General features: G+C 33.7%; 24 protein-coding genes and 5 tRNA genes. 15 read left to right on the top strand and 14 right to left on the bottom strand.

Translation table 11 applies throughout. The features are described 5' to 3' along the window. The first annotated feature begins 8 nt into the window (after window positions 1-8). The 3 genes from B0A64_RS15170 (at window position 9) to B0A64_RS15160 (ending at window position 1,950) form a co-directional block, all read left to right on the top strand. A complete protein-coding gene (locus B0A64_RS15170; RefSeq protein WP_089480352.1) occupies window positions 9-677 on the top strand; it encodes a helix-turn-helix domain-containing protein in 669 nt (222 codons plus the stop codon). Window positions 678-844: 167 nt separating this feature from the next. Beyond that, on the top strand, window positions 845-1,012 hold the full coding sequence (locus B0A64_RS15165) for a hypothetical protein (RefSeq protein ID WP_165769823.1): 168 nt from the start codon (window positions 845-847) through the stop codon (window positions 1,010-1,012). 134 nt (window positions 1,013-1,146) lie between these two features. Next, entirely contained in the window at window positions 1,147-1,950 is an 804-nt protein-coding gene (locus B0A64_RS15160) for an endonuclease/exonuclease/phosphatase family protein (protein WP_089480350.1), read from the top strand. Between the two features lies 1 nt (window position 1,951). On the opposite strand, the gene B0A64_RS15155 is transcribed toward B0A64_RS15160, so the two are convergent. From B0A64_RS15155 to tgt, 10 genes are all read right to left on the bottom strand, one after another. Next, the gene (locus B0A64_RS15155) at window positions 1,952-3,211 is read right to left on the bottom strand and encodes an asparagine synthetase B (protein WP_089480349.1); all 1,260 of its coding nucleotides are present in this window, start codon (window positions 3,209-3,211) and stop codon (window positions 1,952-1,954) included. 344 nt (window positions 3,212-3,555) lie between these two features. Continuing rightward, window positions 3,556-4,221 (bottom strand): response regulator transcription factor, encoded by a 666-nt coding sequence (locus B0A64_RS15150; RefSeq protein WP_089480348.1) that lies wholly within the window; start codon window positions 4,219-4,221, stop codon window positions 3,556-3,558. A gap of 110 nt (window positions 4,222-4,331) precedes the next feature. Then, window positions 4,332-5,123 (bottom strand): sensor histidine kinase, encoded by a 792-nt coding sequence (locus B0A64_RS15145; RefSeq protein WP_089480347.1) that lies wholly within the window; start codon window positions 5,121-5,123, stop codon window positions 4,332-4,334. Beyond that, window positions 5,120-5,350: a hypothetical protein gene (locus B0A64_RS25560; RefSeq protein ID WP_244285414.1), complete on the bottom strand. Its 231-nt coding sequence runs from the start codon at window positions 5,348-5,350 to the stop codon at window positions 5,120-5,122. The genes B0A64_RS15145 and B0A64_RS25560 overlap by 4 nt, the downstream gene beginning before the upstream one ends. A gap of 414 nt (window positions 5,351-5,764) precedes the next feature. Then, complete coding sequence (locus B0A64_RS15135) at window positions 5,765-6,136, bottom strand: hypothetical protein (protein WP_089480346.1); 372 nt, start codon at window positions 6,134-6,136, stop codon at window positions 5,765-5,767. Window positions 6,137-6,271: 135 nt separating this feature from the next. Beyond that, entirely contained in the window at window positions 6,272-7,816 is a 1,545-nt protein-coding gene (gene dnaB / locus B0A64_RS15130) for a replicative DNA helicase (RefSeq protein ID WP_089480345.1), read from the bottom strand. Window positions 7,817-7,956: 140 nt separating this feature from the next. Continuing rightward, window positions 7,957-8,910, bottom strand: coding sequence for an acetyl-CoA carboxylase carboxyltransferase subunit alpha (locus B0A64_RS15125; RefSeq protein WP_089480344.1), 954 nt, complete (start codon window positions 8,908-8,910; stop codon window positions 7,957-7,959). A 112-nt stretch (window positions 8,911-9,022) separates the two neighbouring features. Continuing rightward, window positions 9,023-9,910 carry a DMT family transporter gene (locus B0A64_RS15120; RefSeq protein ID WP_089480343.1) on the bottom strand — a complete coding sequence of 296 codons (888 nt, stop codon included), beginning with the start codon at window positions 9,908-9,910 and terminating at the stop codon, window positions 9,023-9,025. Then, window positions 9,897-10,985, bottom strand: a complete 1,089-nt coding sequence (locus tag B0A64_RS15115) for an LptF/LptG family permease (protein WP_089480342.1) — start codon at window positions 10,983-10,985, stop codon at window positions 9,897-9,899. Before B0A64_RS15115 ends, B0A64_RS15120 begins: the two co-directional genes overlap by 14 nt. A gap of 66 nt (window positions 10,986-11,051) precedes the next feature. Beyond that, window positions 11,052-12,182 (bottom strand): tRNA guanosine(34) transglycosylase Tgt, encoded by a 1,131-nt coding sequence (tgt, locus tag B0A64_RS15110; RefSeq protein WP_089480341.1) that lies wholly within the window; start codon window positions 12,180-12,182, stop codon window positions 11,052-11,054. Between the two features lie 414 nt (window positions 12,183-12,596). Here tgt and B0A64_RS15105 point away from each other — a divergent pair, with 414 nt between their 5' ends. The 4 genes from B0A64_RS15105 to B0A64_RS15090 all read left to right on the top strand — a co-directional run bounded on the left by B0A64_RS15105 (window position 12,597) and on the right by B0A64_RS15090 (window position 16,057). Beyond that, complete coding sequence (locus B0A64_RS15105; protein ID WP_089480340.1) at window positions 12,597-13,469, top strand: polysaccharide deacetylase family protein; 873 nt, start codon at window positions 12,597-12,599, stop codon at window positions 13,467-13,469. A 148-nt stretch (window positions 13,470-13,617) separates the two neighbouring features. After that, window positions 13,618-13,935, top strand: coding sequence for a hypothetical protein (locus tag B0A64_RS15100; RefSeq protein ID WP_089480339.1), 318 nt, complete (start codon window positions 13,618-13,620; stop codon window positions 13,933-13,935). Between the two features lie 241 nt (window positions 13,936-14,176). Beyond that, window positions 14,177-15,025 (top strand): transketolase, encoded by an 849-nt coding sequence (locus B0A64_RS15095; protein WP_089480338.1) that lies wholly within the window; start codon window positions 14,177-14,179, stop codon window positions 15,023-15,025. 78 nt (window positions 15,026-15,103) lie between these two features. Beyond that, window positions 15,104-16,057 (top strand): transketolase family protein, encoded by a 954-nt coding sequence (locus tag B0A64_RS15090; RefSeq protein WP_089480337.1) that lies wholly within the window; start codon window positions 15,104-15,106, stop codon window positions 16,055-16,057. Between the two features lie 201 nt (window positions 16,058-16,258). Here the strand turns inward: B0A64_RS15090 and B0A64_RS15085 are convergent, their stop codons facing one another. Beyond that, window positions 16,259-17,449, bottom strand: a complete 1,191-nt coding sequence (locus B0A64_RS15085; protein WP_089480336.1) for an FKBP-type peptidyl-prolyl cis-trans isomerase — start codon at window positions 17,447-17,449, stop codon at window positions 16,259-16,261. Between the two features lie 79 nt (window positions 17,450-17,528). Here B0A64_RS15085 and B0A64_RS15080 point away from each other — a divergent pair, with 79 nt between their 5' ends. Beyond that, window positions 17,529-17,918, top strand: coding sequence for an RNA-binding S4 domain-containing protein (locus B0A64_RS15080; protein ID WP_089480335.1), 390 nt, complete (start codon window positions 17,529-17,531; stop codon window positions 17,916-17,918). A gap of 75 nt (window positions 17,919-17,993) precedes the next feature. Then, entirely contained in the window at window positions 17,994-18,494 is a 501-nt protein-coding gene (locus B0A64_RS15075) for a phosphoribosyltransferase family protein (RefSeq protein ID WP_089480334.1), read from the top strand. Here B0A64_RS15075 and B0A64_RS15070 read toward each other — a convergent pair. Further along, a complete protein-coding gene (locus B0A64_RS15070) occupies window positions 18,486-19,004 on the bottom strand; it encodes a shikimate kinase (protein WP_089480333.1) in 519 nt (172 codons plus the stop codon). The two genes, B0A64_RS15075 and B0A64_RS15070, sit on opposite strands and share 9 nt — an antisense overlap. A 127-nt stretch (window positions 19,005-19,131) precedes the next feature. On the opposite strand from B0A64_RS15070, the gene B0A64_RS15065 reads away from it, so the two are divergent. The 5 genes from B0A64_RS15065 (at window position 19,132) to B0A64_RS15045 (ending at window position 19,780) form a co-directional block, all read left to right on the top strand. Continuing rightward, a tRNA-Lys gene (locus tag B0A64_RS15065) sits at window positions 19,132-19,204 on the top strand. A 40-nt stretch (window positions 19,205-19,244) separates the two neighbouring features. Then, a tRNA-Lys gene (locus B0A64_RS15060) sits at window positions 19,245-19,317 on the top strand. A 41-nt stretch (window positions 19,318-19,358) separates the two neighbouring features. Further along, window positions 19,359-19,441, top strand: a tRNA-Leu gene (locus B0A64_RS15055). A gap of 153 nt (window positions 19,442-19,594) precedes the next feature. After that, window positions 19,595-19,667: transfer RNA gene (locus tag B0A64_RS15050), tRNA-Lys, on the top strand. 40 nt (window positions 19,668-19,707) lie between these two features. Then, window positions 19,708-19,780, top strand: a tRNA-Lys gene (locus B0A64_RS15045). A 158-nt stretch (window positions 19,781-19,938) separates the two neighbouring features. Here B0A64_RS15045 and B0A64_RS15040 read toward each other — a convergent pair. Further along, window positions 19,939-20,643 carry a hypothetical protein gene (locus B0A64_RS15040; protein ID WP_089480332.1) on the bottom strand — a complete coding sequence of 235 codons (705 nt, stop codon included), beginning with the start codon at window positions 20,641-20,643 and terminating at the stop codon, window positions 19,939-19,941. A 2-nt stretch (window positions 20,644-20,645) separates the two neighbouring features. Further along, window positions 20,646-21,632: a hypothetical protein gene (locus B0A64_RS15035; RefSeq protein ID WP_089480331.1), complete on the bottom strand. Its 987-nt coding sequence runs from the start codon at window positions 21,630-21,632 to the stop codon at window positions 20,646-20,648. A 385-nt stretch (window positions 21,633-22,017) separates the two neighbouring features. Here B0A64_RS15035 and B0A64_RS15030 point away from each other — a divergent pair, with 385 nt between their 5' ends. Continuing rightward, window positions 22,018-22,824, top strand: a complete 807-nt coding sequence (locus B0A64_RS15030) for a DUF4421 family protein (RefSeq protein WP_089480330.1) — start codon at window positions 22,018-22,020, stop codon at window positions 22,822-22,824. Window positions 22,825-22,898 lie beyond the last annotated feature (74 nt).

The raw sequence follows: 22,898 nt of genomic DNA, 5'->3' as shown, positions 1-22,898 counted from the left end.
CCAATGATATGTTCAAAAAAGTTTTAGTTGCAGAAGATTTAGATAGTATAAGCATAGCAGTTATTCAAGTACTTGAAGACTTACAAATTCCTACAATTGATCACGTTAAATATTGTGATGATGGATTATTAAAAGTAAAAAAAGCACTGATTGAAAAAGAACCTTATGATTTGCTTATAAGCGATTTATCGTTTAAATCAGATCATCGCAGCATAAATCTTTCCAGTGGAGAAGAATTAATTGAAGCGGTAAACGGTGTACAACCTAAATTAAAAAAAATCGTATTTTCTATAGAGGATAAATCCTATCGTATAAAATCTCTATTTTATGATTTAGGAATTAATGCTTATGTTTCTAAAGGGCGCAATAGTATTGGCGAATTAAGAAAAGCAATTGAAGGAACTTTTAGAAACGAAGAAAAAATACTTTCTTCTGATCTCTCTTTTAATTTTAATGATAAATCGCTGATAGAAATTGAATCTTACGACATCTCAATTCTTAAACTTTTGGCCCAAGGTTACATTTTGGAAAATATTTCAAGCGAATTCAAAGCTTCGTCTATAACTCCAAACGGCACAAGTAGTATTGAAAAAAGGATCAATAAGTTAAAAATATATTTTAAAGCAAACAATAATGTTCATTTAATTGCCATTGCTAAAGACTTTGGATTAGTATAAATTTTATTGTCTTTACGGCTTCCCGTAAGGAAATACTTTTTTATAGGTCTATGTTTGTATAGAATTTTATTAACCACCTAATGAAAGCGAAATATAACGATAGTTTTGAGAGAGATTTGCGGCAAGTCTTTATCTCCAGAATTAATACAACAAAAAATAGAATTATCATGAAAACCATGTTACTTTGCCTTTTTCTGTCTTTAAGCTTTGCATTTGTTTCGGAGAAAACAGGATGGCTTGAAGTCGATTGGAAAATTATCTTTATTCCTGCACTTCTTGTATTGCAAATAATAATTATTGGAACTGCCTTAAAAAACAGATATAAAAAATATTAAGTCTTTTGTTTCTTAAGCCGGAAACTTTAATCTTGAAGAAATTCAAGTGTTTTTTCTTTTAAATATCCTTAACAAAAGTAAAAACAATATTAGTAAGATCGTGAAATGCTTATATTTGAATTTTTAAATACTGCATGAAAAATATCCTAAGCTTTGTACTCTTACTTTTTACTATTCTCACCTATTCGCAAACTAAAATCCTATCTTGGAATTTAGAGAACTTTGGGAAATCTAAATCTGAATCTGAATTAAATTTTATTGCCAGCACAATTGCAGATTACGACATTGTAGCAATTCAAGAGGTTGTTGCGGGATATGGCGGTGCTCAGGCTGTTGCTAAGCTAGCAAATATACTAAACGAAAAAGGTTCAAAATGGGATTATACTATTAGCAATCCAACAAGTGGTACCAGCTATAAAACCGAACGTTATGCCTTTATCTGGAAAACCAGTAAGGTAAAACTAAAAGGAAATGCGTGGTTAGAAAAAAAATATACTGTAGAAATTGATCGCGAACCCTTTTTTGGAACATTCGAAATTAACAAAAGGACCATAACGCTGGTTAATTTTCATGCTATAACAAAAAAGAAACAACCTGAAACCGAAATAAAATACTTTAAGTTTCTACCGGCTGAATATCCTACCTTAAATTTAGTCTTTATGGGAGATTTTAACTGTCCGCAATCCCATTCTGTATTTAATCCATTAAAACAAATGGGGTACTCTCCTGTTTTTCAAAATCAAAAAACCACATTAAAACAAAAATGTCAGGGACTAAATTGTCTGGCATCTGAATTTGACAATATATTTTACAAAACAAACTCTTTAAAATACATTAATTCAGGTATAATTCCGTTTTACTCGAAATTTGATTCCTTGAAAGCAGCCCGAAAAATATCAGATCATATTCCTATTTGGTTTGAATTTTCTTTGAAGTAAATTATGTTTTTAATTTTTTCTTTCTTGCTGCCGGAAATAAAACATTATTTAAAATTAAACGATAACCCGGAGAATTTGGATGTAAATCTAAAACTGTTGGCGGATCTCCCACCTGATGTTGAAAATCTTCAGGATCATGACCTCCAAAAAAGGTAAACATTCCTTTTCCTTTTTCGCCATGAATGTATCTTGATTCGCCATTAAGTTCGCAAGTTCCCATTATTAAAACATTAGATTTTATTAATGCGGTATCAAATGATGTTGTTTGTCCCATAAATCCTTTTACTAATTGTGTATGATTTTGGCATAACATACTAGGAATTGGATCCCATTTTGCAGAAAACTCCATTAACGAAAAATAATCTTTTTCCATAGGAATTCTGCGTTTTGAGGTCATATCAATATCTGAGAACTCATAAACTTCCGGTTTTCTTTCTAACGTAAAATCTTTGAAGGCAAATGAATTTGAATAATTTAGTTTTGCCTGATAATTAGATTCACTGGCATCACCATCAAACATTGCTTCGCAAATATCGACACCATCTGCTGCCAGAGCGATATCAAAACTGTCTGTTGCAGAACACATTGCAAACATAAAGCCACCACCGATAACAAAATCTCTAATTTTTTTTGCAACGGCTCCTTTTTCCTGCGATACTTTGCTATAACCTAATTTTGCTGCAAGAGCTTCGGCATCTTTTTTTTGGTCTATATACCAGGGTGTATTTTTGTATGCTGCATAAAATTTACCATATTGTCCGGTAAAATCTTCATGATGCAGGTGCAACCAATCATACAGCAACAATTGATCGCTTAAAACTTCTTCATCATAAATGGGTGTAAAAGGAATTTCGGCATACGTCAGGACTAAGGTTACTGCATCGTCCCAAGGTTGTTTTCCTTTTGGTGTATAAACTGCAATTTTAGGCGCTTTTTCTAAAACAACAGATTCCATATTTTGAGACGGGCTCGAAATGTCATTTAAAATCGAAGCTTCTTCACTATCAGAAAGAATCTCAAAGCTTACACCACGAATCTTACATTCTTTTCGAATTTCATCTGCATCTGGAAGCAGGAATGAGCCTCCACGATAATTAAGTAACCAACTTGCTTTATAATCTTTACTTAGACACCAATAGGTTATTCCGTATGCTTTTAGATGATTTTGTTGTGTAGTTTCGTCCATCGGAATAAGGATGAACGATGCTTTTGCTGTTAATGAAAGTAGAAATATGAAGATATAAACTAAGCCTTTATTCATTAGAAAATTATTTTAGTAAAGATATAAAGGAAGCATCAATAAACACAATAGATATTTCTCTTTTATAATTGAATAAACGTTAAATAAAAAATCCTAAGAGGTAATAAAATCTCCTGTATCAAAAACAGGTATAAACACGCATTTTGTAAAACAAGATTTTAGCTACATTTGTTATTCCTGATTATCCAACTTAAGCTATAAAAAAAAGAAAAATATGAAGTTTAATAATAGTAATTACCAACCAAAAGAATTAAATATGAAGCAAAAAATAGGTTTATGCATACTTGTTTTAACTATTGTTCTGTACTATGTACTCTCGATTCAGTTTTTGACAAGCTAAAAATTTAAGTTGTCAGAACTGCTATTTCGTTTTGAATTGCATAAACTACTAAACCGGCAATATTTCGTGATTCTGTTTTTAGCAACAAATTATTACGATGCCCCTCTACAGTCCTTGGACTTAAATAAAGATGTTCAGCAATTTCTGTAGTTGTTTTTTGCAGGCAAATAAGTTGAAGAATTTCTATTTCGCGAGGAGAAAGAAAACTGGTTTCCAAATTTCCTTTTGTCGTTTTGGTCGAAATAATGGTTTCCTGAATTGTTTTTAATACATTTTCGCTATAGTAAAAACCTTTTTTTGCAACATGATTAATGGTATGGATTAACTCTTTTGGGGTTGTATTCTTTATTAAATAAGCTACGGCACCTACCTGAATCATATTTGCAATGAATGATTTTGTATCATAACTCGTAAGAGCAATGATTTTAATTTCGGGGAAAGATTTTCGAATAATTTTTGTGGCCTCGACACCGTTTAAAATAGGCATTTTCAAATCCATCATAATAATGTCAGGTTTGATTATACTGTCATTTAAATTAGAGAGGAGTTCCTCTCCGTTTGATGCTTCAAAAATAATATCGATATTATCTTCTCTTTGCAATAAGAAAGATATCCCTTTCCGGAATAAAACTTCATCATCGACTAAAGCAATTTTAATAGCGGCACTCATTTTATTTGATTTTGGTCGTTTGGTTCATCGAAATTACAAAATATGAAGCAAAAAAAGTCTAATAACATTAACATATTGGTAAAAAATACTCATTTGCTATTTATTTTAACTTAAAAAGTGAAAATTACGGCAATACCATTACCCATTTCAGCGTCAATTTTTATAGTTCCGTTCAAAAAAGAAATTCTGCTATCAATATTTTTCATGCCTAATCCCTTTTGGTTTTCAGCATTTTTGTTATCAAAACCAATTCCGTTATCGTTATAATTACAGGTATTGATTTCGTTATTTTTTTTAAAAGTAATATTTATTTCGGTTGCTTTTCCGTGTCTTATAGAATTATTCATTAATTCCTGCAAAATTCTAAAAACATGCAAATGACGATCTATGTCCTTATTATCAAAATCAATCTCGTTTTTATAATTTACTTTTGCAGATTTACTACTTTCAAATTCTTCACATAATTCTTCAACACCGGCATTCAATCCAAATTTCTCAAAAACGGGAGGCAATAAGTTATGGGCAATTTTCCTTGAATTTTCTAAGGCTTTTGCGGTTAGATTAATGATGTTATCGGTAATTTCTTTAGTCTCGGCTTCTGTTAAATTTGGTGCAGAAAGCAGGTGTGTATTCAATGATACAATATTAAGTTTAGAACTAATATCATCATGCAAATCCTGGGCAATTCGTTTTCGCTCCTCTTCTTGTGTAATAATTACAGCATGCAATTGCTCTCTTTGCAAATGGATTTCTAAATCTCTTTTCTCTACTTCTTTCTGGATGATCTTTTTTCTTGAGAAATAAAAGAAAACGACCAGAAAAACTGCCACTATCATAAAAAAACATGAAATGTATAAAATTATGGCTACTATTTCTTTTTCGTAAGTTATGCTTCCAGTCATACTGTTGTATTAATTACTTTTTTAGTCTTAAAACTCACCATCCATTCATACAAGATAAACAACTGGTATGCTACTACAAAAAAAGCGTTTAGATTCCAGGTCATCAATTTAAGTTCATCACTTAGACCTATCGTAAGATTGCCAACTAAAAAAAGTACGGTACTAACCAATAAATAGGACGATGCCCCCACTGTAACATAATAATATTCTTTGTCATCTGTGAGCATATTATAAAAGTGTAGTAAGGCATAAACAACACTTAATAAAGAGGTTGTGGTGATTGCAAACAAATTAAATTTCAAGAACTGACCCGAGTCTATATAACATTGAATGGCTAAAATCAATACCATTATAAGAAGACTCCAATTGATAAATAACTTTTGACTCTTAATTTTTAAAATAGATTTAAAAAACAGGCCTAACAAAATCATTTGTCCTATAAAAAATATATTTACTGCAAATAAATTATTCATGTGCAGGTGATACATTAGTTCCATCGAGAATTGAACAACTACCAAAAACGCTAAATATGCTATAAAAAAAACATTAGCTTTTTCCTTTCGGAAAAAGCTATATGTATATAGAATTAGGTTAACCAATAGTACGAAATAACCTGAGTATATTAAAAAATCGTCCATTTATTATTGATTCATTGGACTATCCGGATCATCATAAGGCGGGCAAGGACGAGAAGCGTCATAAACAACATCACTTCCGTCATTTTCTGCTCCTAAGGCTTTTTTAAAGACATCTACATAAATACCTGTTTTGGGATCAAACTTTGCTCCTACAAGCATTACATTTTGCTCACCGGCAGTATTAATACCAACGTATGCACGTACAGCATCGATATCCTGGTCTAAAACGAGTTTTATACTTTCTAAAGGAATCAAATAGGCATTAATTTTCTTTTTGCCATTATCTTCTTCTTTTTTATTCCGGTAATTTTTTACCCATTGCTGACCAACCGCCAGTTTGACTTCTACAGTCCCTAAATTTTTTTCTTCTGCCATGATATAAGTTTGTTTTTGGTTAAAAGTTAATGCTTAATGCGTTTAACAATTGTTTAGCTAATCTACTCAATTTTATCAAAAAAAATAAAAAATCAGGGGTAAAAAAAAAGCCTCATAAGAGGCTTTATTGTTGTATTAAAATGGAACATCACTATCGTCATCGTCATCATTTAAATTACTACCAAATGCTTCATTCGCAGATGGCAGGTTTTTAGTAATGAATGGATTTTCTTCGTGATTCATTTTTGATGGCAAATCGTCATAACTACCGGAAAAATCATCAAGGTTATCAAATTTTCCAAGGTGTCCAATAAATTTCAATCGAATGTTTTCGATACCACCATTACGGTGTTTCGCAATCATTATCTCTGCCTGACCTGCAGTTGGCGATGCCTCATCATCATCCCATTCTTCAATTTTGTAATATTCCGGTCGGTATAAAAACGAAACAATATCAGCATCCTGCTCGATAGCTCCAGATTCACGAAGATCCGACAGCAACGGACGTTTGCTCGATCCACGGGTTTCAACCGCACGCGATAATTGCGACAGTGCAATTACCGGAACGTTTAGCTCTTTTGCCAGGGCCTTTAAGTTTCGGGAAATGGTCGAGATTTCCTGCTCACGATTTCCTCCTCCTTTATTATTTCCTCCGGCAGTCATCAATTGCAAATAATCAATAATTATAATCTTGATACCGTGTTGAGAAACTAAACGACGACATTTTGCTCTTAAATCAAAAATAGAAAGTGATGGTGTATCATCAATAAACAAAGGTGCTTTTTCTAAGTTTTTTACTTTGGTACTTAACATCGTCCATTCGTGTGGCTCTAATTTACCAGTACGTAATTTTTCTGATGACAGTCCTGTTTCTGACGATATTAACCTCGTAATTAACTGAACCGATGCCATCTCAAGAGAAAACAAAGCCACTCCGTGCCCGTACTGAATAGCAATATTTCTCGCCATCGAAAGTACGAACGCTGTTTTTCCCATCGCAGGTCTTGCTGCGATAATAATTAAATCGCTGGGTTGCCATCCTGAAGTTAGTTTATCCAGATTATGAAAACCGGTTTCAACACCACTTAAACCTTCTTGTTTGGCAATTTCTTCAATCTTCTTTTTAGCCTGAAGAACTAAACTCTGGGCAGTTTCAGAACTACGCTTAATATTTCCTTGTGTTACTTCATATAGTTTTGATTCGGCTTGATCAAGCAAATCAAATACATCAGCAGTTTCATCATAAGACGCTTCGATAATTTCAGTAGAAATACGAATCAAACTTCTTTGAATAAACTTTTGAAGAATGATACGCGAGTGAAATTCGATATGCGCCGAAGATGCAATTTTTTGTGTAAGCTGAATTAAATAAAAGTCACCCCCGGCTAATTCTAATTTTCCATTTTTTTTCAACTGAGTCGAAACCGTCAGCAAATCGATTGGTTGTGTTTCGGTAAAAAGCTGAACGATTGCTTCAAAAATATATTTGTGTGCCTCTTTGTAAAAAGCATCCCCTTGCAAAATATCAATTACATCATCAACTCCTTTTTTATCAATCATCATTGCCCCTAGCACAGCCTCCTCTAAATCAAGAACTTGCGGAGGAAGTTTCCCTTTTTCTAAATTAATAATTGAGGGTTTATTTACCTTTGCAGGGTTTACATTTTTGAAATTTTCCATAAGGCGAAAGTAGCGAAATTTAAAAAGAGATCGCTATCTAGTTATAACTATTAATTGTTTATAAATAAGTTTATTTTGTTCATAACCAAAAAAAAATCCGAAACTGTAAGGCTTCGGATTTTAAATCATTTGATATGAATTTACTCCTTATACTCCCCCATATTACTGTATTTGTCCATTCTTTGGGCAATCAGGTCATGTGTTGATAAGTCTTTCAATTCGTTATATCCTTTGGTAATGTATTCTGCTACTGTTTTAAAAGTAGTTTCACGGTCGTAGTGTGCTCCGCCTAATGGTTCCGGAATGACATCATCTACTAATTTTTGTTTCTTCATATCAGATGAAGTCAATTTTAAAGCATCGGCAGCACGTTCTTTGTACTCCCAACTTTTCCATAAAATAGACGAGCATGATTCTGGCGAAATTACAGAGTACCATGTATTTTCTAACATGTATACTTTGTCTCCTACACCTATCCCTAATGCTCCACCAGAAGCACCTTCACCAACAATAATGGTGATAATTGGCACTTTTAAGCGAACCATTTCGAAAATATTTCTTGCAATTGCTTCTCCCTGACCTCTTTCTTCAGCTTCCAGTCCCGGATATGCCCCCGGAGTATCTACTAAAGTTAAAACCGGAATCCCAAATTTCTCTGCCATTTTCATCAAACGCAAAGCTTTACGATATCCTTCAGGATTTGCCATACCAAAATTACGGTATTGACGCGTTTTTGTATTAAAACCTTTTTGCTGACCTACGATCATAAACGACTGACCGTTTACTTTTCCCAGTCCGCCAACCATAGCTTTGTCATCTTTAAAATTCCTGTCTCCATGAAGTTCTAAAAATGTATCACCGCAAATTGCTCTGATATAATCTAAAGTATAGGGTCTGTTTGGATGTCTTGATAGCTGAACACGTTGCCAGGCTGTAAGGTTTTTGTATATTTCTTTTTTAGTTTCTTCTAATTTTTTGTTGATTTCCTTGCAGGTTGGTGTTACATCAACATCAGATTCTTTTCCAATTATAACACACTTTTCTAACTGTTCTTCAAGTTCTTTTATTGGAAGCTCAAAATCTAAATATTCCATGGATTTTTGAATTTTGTTTGTAAATCGAACCGCAAATATAAAAATATTATATCATTGGTGTGATTAAATCGTATTTAAAATGTAAAAATGTAATTTAAAAATAAGGAAATTATTACACTTCTTTCTTATTTTTATAATGTTTAAAAACGCCATTTAGGATAACTGTGATTACAATTATCAAGGCTCCAAGATAAAATTCTGTACTCATTTTCTCTTTTCCTCCCAGGATAAAATAAGCCAGCATAATACCGTAAACAGGCTCTAAATTAGTGGTTAACATTACGGTATATGGCGTTAACTTTTGCATTACTTTGACTGATGCCGTAAAAGCATAAGCCGTACAAACGGATGCCAACACCAGTAATAAAATCCAGTTATTTAATGACATCGAAAAGAAATTGGCATTGAATTTTCCCTGCACTAAAAAATAAATAGAAATAAAGAAAACCCCTGCTCCAAACTCATAAAATGTAATAACGGACGGTTCATGGTCTGCAATCAATTTTCCGTTCATTAACGTAAATAAAACGCCTAAAATGATCGATGCTAATGCATAATACATTCCATGCAGGTATTTTACTTCGACCTTCATTATCAATGCTAAACCGGCAATTATAATTAACCCGAAGAAAACTTCGTACCATAATATTTTTCTACCGTAAAAAAGTGGTTCCAGCAAAGAAGCAAAAAATGCTCCTAACGAAAATATCGAAAGTGTAATGGAAACATTCGAAACGTGAATGGCCCTAAAAAAGAAAATCCAATGAAGGGCGATCAATAATCCAACAAAAATTAATTTGGCAAATGAGGTCGCCGAGATGACAAAAGATTGTTTTTTGTAAACAATAAAAGCGCCCAGAAAAACTCCGGCAAGAAGCATTCTAAACCATACTAAATTTTCGGCATCAATGGTTATCAAAGCACCAAGAATAGCAGTAAAACCCCAAATAAAAACAATTAGATGAAGGTTTAAATAACTTTTTAAATTATCGTTTCGCATTTCGTAACAGGTAAACTGCCAGGATTCCGAAAACAATATTCGGGAACCAAACAGCAAATAAAGGTGAGAAAGTAGATTTTTCGGCAAGAGTACCAAATATTTTATCAAAAAACACAAACGAAAAGGCTATGGCGATTCCAATTGCAAGATTTGTTCCCATACCACCACGACGTTTCATAGATGAAACTGCCACCGCAATAATCGTTAGAATAAAGGCAGAAACCGGAACACTATATTTTTTATAAAGTACTACCAAATAGGTATTAATATTTCCAGAACCTCTTTTACGTTCTTTGTCAATAAAATCGATTAGTTTCCCTAACGGCAGTGTTTCTGCAATATAAACTACGGGGGTTAAATCTGCCAATTCAAATTTAAAAGGCACATTTTTTTCAGGAGTTTTTTCTATTTTATCATTGAGTTCTCCAAGTATTCTTTTGGTATAATCATACAAGATGTAAGTCTTTTTTTTGGGATCCCATTTTATACGGCTTGCCGTAATTTTGTAAGTTAACTGATCTTTTTCGAAATGCTCTAATGTAAAATTAAAAGCCGTTTTGGACTCTTCATTAAAACTATTAACAAAAATAAAATCATTATCATTAATTTGCCTGTATACGTTTGTATTATTACCCCGCATCTCGGCTTTTCCATTACCCTTTAAATAAGTGTACCTAAAGTTATTGAATCCTTCGCTGGCAGCAGGGACGATAAAAAACCCCATTAAAAGCACAAAAACAGAAACGATAGAAGCGCCAATAATATAAGGTCGTAAAAAACGTGAAAAGGAAATCCCTGAACTTAAAATGGCAATAATCTCTGTATTATTGGCGAGTTTTGAAGTAAACCAAATTACCGATAAAAACAAAAATATCGGAAACAGGGAGTTCGCAAAATAAACCGTAAAATTATAATAATAGATCGCAATCGCAGTAAAAGGAATCTTGTTTTCTAACATTTTATTCACCTTCTCTGATACGTCAATTACAATTCCAATTGGAATAAATAATAAGATCATCACTGAAAAAGTGGCTAAATATCTTTTTAAAATATACTTATCTATTATTGTTAGCATAGTAAAGTTTAATCGTTTATTGTTTAATCGTTTAACCGAATAAACGATTAAACAATTAAACATTTTTTATAGTCTTTGATCCATGTTTTTGACCATCATTTCTTTCCATGGTCTAAAATCTCCTGCTAAGATATGTTTTCTGGCTTCACGAACCAACCACATATAAAAACCAAGATTATGAATCGTTGCAATTTGTTTTCCTAAATATTCGTTGGCTGCAAATAAATGGCGCAAATAGGCTTTTGTATATTCTGTATCTACAAAAGTATGTCCCATTTCATCAATAGGAGAAAAATCAGCTTCCCATTTTTTATTCTTGATATTGATCGTTCCGTTTGCCGTAAACAACATACCGTTTCTCGCATTACGAGTTGGCATAACACAATCGAACATATCTATACCTAACGCAATATTTTCCAGAATATTAATAGGAGTTCCAACACCCATTAAATAACGTGGTTTATCTTCGGGTAAAATTTCGCAAACTACTTCGGTCATGGCATACATTTCTTCGGCAGGTTCCCCTACAGACAAACCTCCAATGGCGTTACCTTGTTGTCCTGAATTGGCAATATATTCGGCAGATTGCTGACGTAAATCTTTGTAAGTACTTCCCTGAACAATCGGAAAAAATGTTTGCTCATATCCGTATTTAAAAGGCACTTTGTCCAAATGACTGATACAACGATCCAACCAGCGGTGTGTCATGTGCATCGAGCGTTGTGCATATCTGTAATCGCAAGGATACGGTGTGCATTCATCAAAAGCCATAATAATATCAGCCCCAATAGTACGCTGAATTTCCATCACGCTTTCTGGCGAAAAAAAGTGGTAAGAACCATCAATATGCGATTTAAACTTTACTCCTTCTTCCTTAATTTTTCTATTATTCGAAAGAGAATATACCTGATATCCTCCGGAATCAGTCAAAATATTACGATCCCAATTCATGAATTTATGCAATCCACCGGCTTTTTCAAGAATTTCAGTCTGCGGACGTAAGTATAAATGATAGGTATTTCCCAGAATAATATCCGGATTAATATCCTCTTTTAGCTCCCGTTGGTGTACTCCTTTTACAGACGCAACTGTCCCGACAGGCATAAAAATAGGCGTTTCGATTACGCCGTGATCTGTAGTAATACTTCCCGCTCTGGCTTTAGACTGCGGATCTTTTTGTAATAAATCAAACTTCATCTGTTTCTTTTTTCAGTCGGCAAAGATAAGCTAATTTCAGGGAAAATTAATTAGATAATTTGGCAATTAGAAAATGGGATAATTCGACAATGAGATAATTAGATAATGAAGCACTATTACAGCCATAAAACTAAGGTTAGAATTTGAAATTTAATAATTTGGGCGTTTTCGCCGCGGCGAACGGGCTATCCGCTACAAGTCCTCGCACTTCCTTCGTCAGGCTGTGGGCTATCCGCTTCTATCCCTAACGCAAAAAAAGAGGTGACAGTTTCAAGAGAAATTTCTAAATTTGAATAAACGTTATTATCAGGCTGAGCGAAGTCGAAGCCCCGCAAAGAAAACCACAACAATAAAAAATCCGTTTAAATCCGCGAAAATCCGCGTGCCATTTATTCACCACAACAAAGACAAAAAATGAACTTAGCTCAAAAACTTGGATATCCCGAAAACACCAAACTACTAATCATTCATGCCGACGATGCCGGATTATCCCATTCCGAAAATCAAGCCACCATAAAAGCGCTCCAAAACGGATCCGTAAACTCCTATAGTATTATGGTACCTTGTCCCTGGTTTTTTGAAATGGCACTATTTGCACAAAAAAATCCCAATTATGATTGCGGAATTCATCTAACGCTGACTTGCGAATGGGAGAATTATAAATTTGGCCCCGTTCTTCCCGCCTCCCAAGTCTCAAGTTTAACAGATCATAATGGCTATTTTTATAAAAGTCGGGCAGATTTTAAAAACAATGCAAAATCAGCTGAAATAAAAAAAGAACTTACGGCACAAATCGAAAGAGCATTGCAATTTGGAATCAAACCTACCCATCTGGACTCACACATGTGCAGTGTTGGCGTTACGCCGGAAATTTTAGAAATCTATAAAGAACTCGGAAGAACCTATAATTTACCGGTTTTTATTAATAAAGATTTTGTAGAATCAATACGTTTATCTGACGAAAAATACAATTATGAAAACACTATTTTAGCGGATAATCTTATTATTGGAAATTTTGCAGATTTCGAAACAGGTGCACTAAAAAATTATTACGCAAAAGCCTTAGATAATATTCCCCCGGGTTTTAATGTCTTGTTAATACATCCTGCTTTTGATGAATCTGAAATGCAAGGCATCACAATCAATCATCCTAATTTTGGCTCTGAATGGCGACAAATTGACTTTGATTTTTTTACGAGTCAAGAATGCAAATCAAAACTAAAAGAAAATAACATTCAATTAATTACCTGGAGAGAGGTTTTATCAATTAGAAAATTTGTCAATTAGAAAATAAGATAATGATTTAGAAAACCTGAAACTTTAAAAAGAACTAATTTTTTAAAATGTAAATAATACGAGAACCTTGTTCCAAAAATATAATAATATCCAACCAATGATTTCGTAACTTTATAGGATACTTAAAAAATTAGAAATCATGATAAATTCAGAAGATAAAAATAAAGCAAACGAAAACGAAATTGAAAAAAATCTGGAGGAACTGGATTATCCTGCTTCCGAAGATATCTATAACCACGAAGAAAAACAAAAAGACCTGGATCCGGATCATATTACCAACGGAAAAACGGTTGACCAGAAAGAAGGCGAATGGAACGAGAATACTTTCAACATTGATAAACAAAATCAATTAGGTGAAGACTTAGACGTTCCCGGCTCTGAACTTGATGATGAACAGGAAGAAATTGGATCTGAAGACGAAGAAAACAACTTCTATAGCGAAGGTGACACAGAATAAACTTTTCAAAAACTCTTAGATATAAAAGTCCCAATTGGGGCTTTTATATTTTAAACATTCATCAAAAATTAAGTCCGATAAAGAGTACTCATTCAAATAATCTAAACGAATACGAGTTTTTATTTGATATCAGAAAAAAAAACAAAGCAATTTAACAATTACATCAAACTAAAGCAAAAAATCATTTGTCTCCCCGCAAAATAACGGTTACTTTTGCATTAGTTTAACTTTTACATATAAAATGAAGCCTAACACACAACAATTAAGCGATTTAACTATCCAAGTAAGAAGAGATATTCTTCGAATGGTACATGCTGTCAACTCAGGTCACCCAGGTGGTTCACTAGGTTGCACTGAATTTTTGGTTACTCTGTACCAAAATATTATGGAGCGTAAAGAAGGTTTTGATATGGACGGAATTGGAGAAGATCTTTTTTTCCTTTCAAACGGTCACATTTCACCTGTTTTTTATAGCGTATTAGCACGTAGTGGTTATTTCCCTGTTTCAGAACTTGCAACTTTTAGATTATTAAACTCACGTTTACAAGGGCACCCAACAACTCATGAAGGATTGCCTGGAGTTCGTATTGCTTCTGGTTCATTAGGACAAGGTTTATCTGTAGCTCTTGGTGCTGCTCAGGCAAAAAAACTAAATGGTGACAATCACATCATTTATACTTTACACGGAGACGGTGAACTACAAGAGGGTCAAAACTGGGAAGCGATCATGTATGCTTCTGCAAAAAAAGTAGACAATATTATTTCGACTATTGACCTTAACGGAAAACAAATCGACGGAACAACTGACGAAGTTTTACCAATGGGAAGTATTCGTGCTAAATTTGAAGCTTTTGACTGGGATGTTCTTGAAATAAAAGAAGGAAACAATATCGATGCTATATTAGCAGGTCTAAATGATGCTAAATCAAGAACCGGAAAAGGAAAACCAGTTTGTATTTTATTACATACTGAAATGGGTAACGGTGTCGATTTTATGATGCATACACATGCGTGGCATGGTAAAGCGCCTAACAACGATCAGTTAGCAAACGCTCTTGCTCAAAATACTTCAACTTTAGCAGACTATTAAAAAAGTGTTCAGTCTTAGTGTCCGTTTTTAACTTAGAAACTTAATCACTTAGAAACTCAGCATCTCAAAAATTAAACAATGAAAAAATACGAAAATACAGGAAGTAAAGATACCCGTTCCGGTTTTGGAGCAGGAATGACTGAACTAGGTCAAAAAAACGAAAATGTTGTAGCCCTTTGTGCTGATTTAATTGGTTCATTAAAATTTGATGACTTCAAGAAAAATCATCCGGAGCGTTTTTTCCAAATTGGTATTGCAGAAGCTAATATGATTGGTATTGCTGCAGGTCTAACTATTGGAGGAAAAATTCCTTTTACAGGAACTTTCGCTAACTTCTCTACAGGAAGAGTTTACGATCAAATTCGTCAGTCTGTTGCTTACTCTGATAAAAATGTAAAAATTTGTGCTTCTCACGCTGGTTTAACACTTGGTGAAGATGGTGCAACACACCAAATCCTTGAAGATATTGGTTTAATGAAAATGTTGCCGGGAATGACTGTAATCAATACTTGCGATTACAACCAAACCAAAGCAGCTACATTGGCATTAGCAGATCATCATGGTCCTGCTTATTTACGTTTTGGACGTCCGGTTGTACCTAACTTTACTCCTGCTGATGAGCCTTTCGTAATTGGAAAAGCTATTTTATTAAGCGAAGGTACCGATGTTACGATTGTAGCAACAGGACACTTGGTTTGGGAAGCTCTTATTGCTGCCGAAGCTCTTGAAGCAAAAGGAATCTCTGCCGAAGTAATCAACATTCATACTATTAAACCTCTTGACGAAGAAGCGATTCTAAAATCATTGGCTAAAACAAAATGTGTAGTAACTGCAGAAGAGCACAATATCCTTGGAGGTCTTGGAGAAAGCATTTCAAGAGTATTGGCATTAAACACTCCTGCTCCACAAGAATTTGTTGCTGTAAACGATAGTTTTGGTGAATCCGGAACTCCAGAGCAACTAATGGATAAATACAAATTAAACAATCAGGCGATTGTTGAAGCTGTAGAAAGAGTTATTAAAAGAAAATAATTTTTAGATTTTCTTACTTCATAAAAAACCCCGAAAAGTGATTTTCGGGGTTTTCTTTTATATAAAAATAATGTCTTTAATTTTAAAAAAAATCATTTTACAACCGTCCATTTTTAATGTTCAGAGATTTTTTAATACCAAAAAAGAACCATAAAAAAACCTCGAAATTGCTTTCGAGGTCTTTTATGATTGCCTTAAAACTTAATTTTGTTTTATAGGATATGTTTTATCCAAATGAATTCTTAATCTTAAAGGATCAGTATAGTCTTCTGGCAAATAAGCTTTTGAATTAGTCGAAGATTCTGCTTTAGTAGGATCTGCAAGAGCTCCGGTTGGTCTTCTAGGAATTCCTCTTGGCTCTGTTTCATCTGTATTTGGTGTAGACGGATCATCTACCAATGGTTCCCAAGGATAATACAATCTTACTCCAAAATAATAACTTTGTCCATTTAATGTCCCCATACCAATTTGTCCGGCAGGCTTACTAATTTCAAATCTTGTTGTAAAACCGTCTCCATCATCATCAAAATCTACGAAGTCAGCAATACCGTCCCCATCTGTATCATCGATTAAACTAGCGGGCGGATTTGGATATTTTGTTTTATCTCTAAAATCATAAAGATAACCATCTCCATTTATATCTTCACGATAATCAGGAACACCATCGCCCTGAAAAATTCGTCCTCCGGTAGTCGAAGAAATGCTATATTCATTGTCCATTCGCTGAAGATCAAACAATTTAAAACTAAAGACTATAGGAGAATAAGCAGGGATAGTACCACTTGTACTACCATCGCCATAATAAGCTAAACCTGATGGCAAGAACATAACTCCTGCACCATAATCACTATAACTCACTACACCACTAGTAGGATCTGTAGTAGAAGTACCTGCTTTAAATTGAGGAAAAATTTCTGACCATCCTTCGATTACCGTCTTTTCATTTGCGTAAGGAAATAAATTATACGTCCCCGGATATCCGTAAGAAGAATCAAAAACAGTTCCGTTTAATAAATTACCGGAATAAGAGGCCACGATCTTATCTGTATTGGTAGGATTACTACCTGTACCTTGTCTTAAAATCAAATAATATACATTATAGGTAATATCATTACTATACACAGGTCTTGTTTTTAGAGTATAGGTTGTCTGATCCCAAATAGAAGTTTGGGTACCTCCGACAGGAATTTTAGTTATTTTAGCATCAAAATCTGCCGTAACTTCAATATAATTAGTCTTTAAATATTTGACAATAGAGTCATTATCTGCTTTGTATTGCACCGCATAATCTCTTAAAGGAACGGTTACGACATCATCATCGCCACTTTTATTACAAGAAACCAGAGAAATGCCGGCAAGCAATAAAATAAAATAATATTTAAATTTATTCATTATTGTTAATTTTTTAGGTGCGCAAGATACAATATTGATTTATTTTTGTAAAGATTTTAACTTTGATTTTAGAAAAATTATGAGAATAGATAAATACCTGTGGTGCGTGCGTTATTACAAAACCAGAAACATGGTGACCGAAGCGTGCAAAAAAAACCATATTACTGTAAATGGGCAAGTTGCAAAACCCTCAAAAGAAGTTTTTGCTACTGATAAAATCACCTTTAGAAAAGATCAAATAACACAAATTATCACTGTACTAGACATCCCGGAGAGTCGTGTGGGCGCAAAACTTGTTGATATATACAGAAAGAATGAAACTCCTCCTGAAACGTATGCGCATTTAGAATTGCTAAAACTATCCAAAGAGCACTATCGTAAAAGCGGTACAGGAAGACCTACAAAAAAAGACAGAAGAGATATTGACGAATATGGTGATGACATTATTGATGAGGAAGAGACGGAATAAATTTCAATTGAAAAAATCTGAAATCCAAAATCTACAATCTAAAATTCAATTTGTACTTTAGCAAAAAAATAAATTATGAGCAAAAACATCATCTTAACGAATCAGGAAATCGAACATAAAATAAAACGTATCGCATACCAGATATACGAAACTTTTGTTGATGAGGAAGAAATTGTAATTGCCGGAATCGCTTCAAACGGATCTATTTTTGCTCAAAAGATTGCTTTGGCACTCCGTACCATCTCGACACTCAAAGTTTCGATTTGCGAAGTAAAAGTCGACAAACAAAATCCGCAATTGCCTATACATACTTCTCTACACAAAGAAGACTATGAAAACAAAGGATTAGTATTGGTAGATGATGTCTTAAATTCAGGCACTACTTTAATATATGCTGTTCGTCATTTCTTAGACGTTCCGTTAAAGAAATTCAAAACAGCAGTACTTGTTGACAGAAATCACAAAAAATATCCTGTAAAGGCAGATTTTAAAGGGATTTCCTTATCTACATCTTTGTTAGAGCATGTTCAGGTTGTTTTTGATGACAATGGCAACGATTATGCTTTTTTAAGCTAAGATTTCCAGAATATCCTGAACTGTTTCTTCGATCGTTTTTGCATCTACACTAACTTTATGTTGTGCATGATTGTAATAGTAGCTTCTGTCGAAGAGATGTTTTGCGATAAACTCTTTCATTTCCTCCTCGTTCATATTAGCGATCAACGGGCGTTTGCTTTTGTTATGAATTAATCTGTCATACAAAGTTTCTATCGAAGCTTTTAAATATATCGAAGTAACATCCTCTCTTTTTAATAATTCATGATTATTGGCATAACAAGGCGTTCCTCCGCCTAAACCTATTATGCTATTTTCTGAAGATTGAAGTAATTCCAGGAACATTTCGTGTTCTAATTTTCTAAAATGAATCTCTCCGTGTTGCTCGAAAATCTCATTTATTGATAAATTGGCTTTTTTTTCGATGCATTTATCTAAATCCAGAAACGGAATATTTGTAATTTTCGATAAGTTTTGGGCAATTGTTGACTTTCCGCAGCCCATATATCCTAATAATATAATCTTTTTCATTTTAATAAGAACCTATAAATTAAGGCGTTGTAAATTTTGATTAAAAAAAGACAAATTTATAATAAAATTGCTTGCAAATATCAAAAATAACTCCTTATATTTGCACCCGCATTCAAGGAAAGAATATGACTCGATAGCTCAGTTGGTAGAGCACATCACTTTTAATGATGGGGTCCTGGGTTCGAGCCCCAGTCGGGTCACAAAATTTGTGATTTACAAAATACTTTCCTTGATAGCAATGACTCGATAGCTCAGTTGGTAGAGCACATCACTTTTAATGATGGGGTCCTGGGTTCGAGCCCCAGTCGGGTCACTAAAGGTTGTTCGCCATGGCGAATGACCTTTTTTATTTTAGGCCACGTGGAGAAACGGTAGACTTGCCATCTTGAGGGGGTGGTGCTCGTAAGGGCGTGTGGGTTCAAATCCCACCGTGGTCACTAAAAAGGTAAAATACATAAAACGTATTTTACCTTTTTTGTTTTTAAACCTATTTTGACTCCTTATTTCTACATTAAATTTATCTTAAAATAAGGTGTTGTTATATTAAAAATAACTTACTATATTTGCACCCGCGTTCAAGGAAAGAATATGACTCGATAGCTCAGTTGGTAGAGCACATCACTTTTAATGATGGGGTCCTGGGTTCGAGCCCCAGTCGGGTCACAAAATTTGTGATTTACAAAATACTTTCCTTGATAGCAATGACTCGATAGCTCAGTTGGTAGAGCACATCACTTTTAATGATGGGGTCCTGGGTTCGAGCCCCAGTCGGGTCACAAAAAGGTAAAATACTCAAAATGTATTTTACCTTTTTTTATTCATAGCCCTGTTGAGTTCCCTAAACTGCCAAAAAAAATTGATCTAAAGGCGTTAGATTAAAATTAAACCTGATATAATAGTTTAAAGAATAATAAACCTCAACACATTCTAATCCCTAATCCTGTTTATAGGATTTCAATGTTCCGTCCTCATTAAATTGTATCGAATACCTTTCTCTGCTTCCATTAATGTTTGTTGGATACCAATGCATCTCATTATCCCAAATAGAAACATAGGCACTCGTAAGAGGTTTTGCCCCTTCGACCCCCGCTGCTTTTTTATTATAAACAGCTGTTAATTTAGCAACATTCGAAAATTTTATTTTGTCAAGCGAAATTAAACGCTTTTGAACGTCATCTCGAACCGATAATTGAAGCGGTCTGGGCTCTGACCATTTATTGCCTTTATATTCGTATATATCGACGTATTTAGGGTTTTCAGGATGTCGAAGCATAACATTGATGAGTCCGTCATTATAAAAGTAAAGCGTTGCATAAACAAAAATCTCTTTTCCTGCATATTGCGGCAATTTTCGTAATGCTGCTTCAGCTTTTTCTAATCCATTTGTATCTGCCAAAAAATCTACACTATCCCCTTCAGTATGTGTTTGTATATGGGATACAGAATGTGTTTCAAGAGCCGTTTTTATAATTTCCTGAACATCAATTTGTTTATTTACAGTTGTTTCAGGACTATTTTTTTCCGGTTCTTTAGTCACTACCGTATCTTTTGTTTTAAAGGTGTCGTCGATACTTTTTGTTATTTGATCGCAGCTTAAAAAAAACGGACAACAAATTAGCATTAGAATTAATTTTCTCATTGTTATTCTATATTTTTTAGATCGCTGGCAAAAGCAATTTGATTTGGATTTTCTGGCAAGTAAAAAATTTCTATTTGCTCCTGTTTCGTAATATCAAGTTCAAGAAGTCCAATAACTTTCTTTAAACTATTTCTATAAACATGGTGTTTGTTGTCTGTATATTCGAGTTCAAAACGAATCATAGGCTGCTCATTAATATAAGTTCCGGTCTGACTTGCTTTAAGCAACTTCGCCCGGGTTTTTACTCCTTTAAACTTAATCAATGACGAATCTTCATTTAAGCCTGTAAGTTTACTGTAAATAAACCTCAAGAGATATCTAAAAAACAAAAGCACCAATGGGCATACAATTAGTGGATGGCCAAAACTTATAAAACGCCAACCCATTCCGTAACTTTCGGTTTTATACGAATAAATATAATACCCCATTACCGTTATTACCAATAGCAGCCATCCTGCTACTATACCTGCCACTTTTAGTATATTTATACCTGCTTCTGTAGTGGCTATAATAAAGAGCGGAACTTTTTTTGCGTCTCTGTCGAGTATTAGACTTAATTTTTTCCCGGTTTCAAATCTACGTTGATGGGGTTTGGCATCTGTTATAGTTGTTTTATTGGTGATTTCTGTATCGGCCAGATTTTTAAACGACAACTCCAGTTCGTACGTATTGTATTTAGCATCAGGTTTAGACGTTTTTACGGCGTTTAAAATTTTTGCTTCTCTCGCTATTCCTTTTGATTTTAGTTGTTCTATATTTCTTTTTGAAATATAAATCTGAAGAATCCATTTGCGAAAATATCCTGTTAAAACAAGAAGCCAGAGAATTACCGACACAGCCAGTATGCTTAAAGCCAGCCAGGGATTACTATCTTTTAGTGTAGTGACATCAAATTCGCTATTAACGCTGTAATAGATAAGTATAGGAAACGGAATTGCAAAAAACAGCATATAAAGTGCTCCAAAAGCTATAGCAAAATATTTTTTCATCCCTTTTAATTATTTTTGAGGTTACTAATTAAAACGTTTTTCTGCGAAGCAAGACATTACTTTTTTCAAATATTACTCGATTACAATCTTGTTATACAAGCAGATAGCAATCAAATTTACATAAAAAAATAGTGTGCAAAAGAAATTAGAATAAAAACTAAATTAAGAAATTGTTTATTTTTTAATCCGTTTTTCCGGCATACTAATAATGGTTATTTTTCGTTTGAGACCCTAATGAAATTATACTTTTCTCTTTTATTCGTTTTTGTACTTCCTTATTTTTGCTTCGCGCAGATTGATACGACCTATATTAAACCTTTTGATCATAAACTCTCCCTTAGAAGTTACTTATCGATGAAATTTATTTCGATGGAGAAAGAAGTAGATGGAGAAAGAAGTAGATGGAGAAATTAAAAAATTTATGCCCAACACCCCTATGAGTTTAGGTTTTGGTGTTTCTATGAACAACACTATAATCAATTTGAGTTATGGATATGGTTTAAGCTTCATGAAAAACAAGGAAAAAGGAAGAACCAAGGCATTAGATTTTCAAATTCATAATTACGGAAGAAAATTTATACTGGATCTCTTTGTTCAAAATTATCACGGATTTTATACTTCAGATGAATCAGATAAAAACATTCAAGTATATCCTGATTTAAATATTCAGCAATATGGTGCCTTTGGACAATATGTTTTTAACAACAAAAAATTCTCTTATAAAGCTGCTTTTAATCAAAACGAAATACAATTAAAATCAGCCGGAAGTTTTTTGCTTGGCGGAGGTGTATATTTTACAAAAATAGGTTCTGACAGTTCTTTTGTACACAAATCTAAAAATTCATTGCGCAATTTTCAGTTTGGAGTAAGCGGAGGTTATGCATATACCTGGGCAATTAACAAAAGATGGTTTACAAGCGGATCTGCAACTACGGGAGTAAACTTTGGCAGCGAAAAAATAAATCAATTCGGAAAACGAAAAATCGAAATTTATCCTACCTTTTTTCCAAGAATAGCGGTAGGCTATAATAAAGAGAATTGGTCTCTGGGCTTATCCTATATCAATAACCTCCTGTTTTCATCTTTCGCTGATAACAACAGTAACATAGGTTTATCGTCCGGAAATTTCCAGATTGGCTATATCTGGAGGCTAAATTCGAATCCTTTTTTTTGCAGGAATAAAACTATATAAACAAGTCATTCTCCGATAAACTACATATTTACAACATATTGATATACAAGATGTTAAATAAATATAAATAATCA

Origin of the sequence: Flavobacterium araucananum (genome assembly GCF_002222055.1) — a bacterium.
Classification (GTDB): Bacteria; Bacteroidota; Bacteroidia; order Flavobacteriales; family Flavobacteriaceae; genus Flavobacterium; species Flavobacterium araucananum.
The sequence above is the reverse complement of the archived record's forward strand: the minus strand, read 5'-3'. Positions and strand labels throughout refer to the sequence as shown.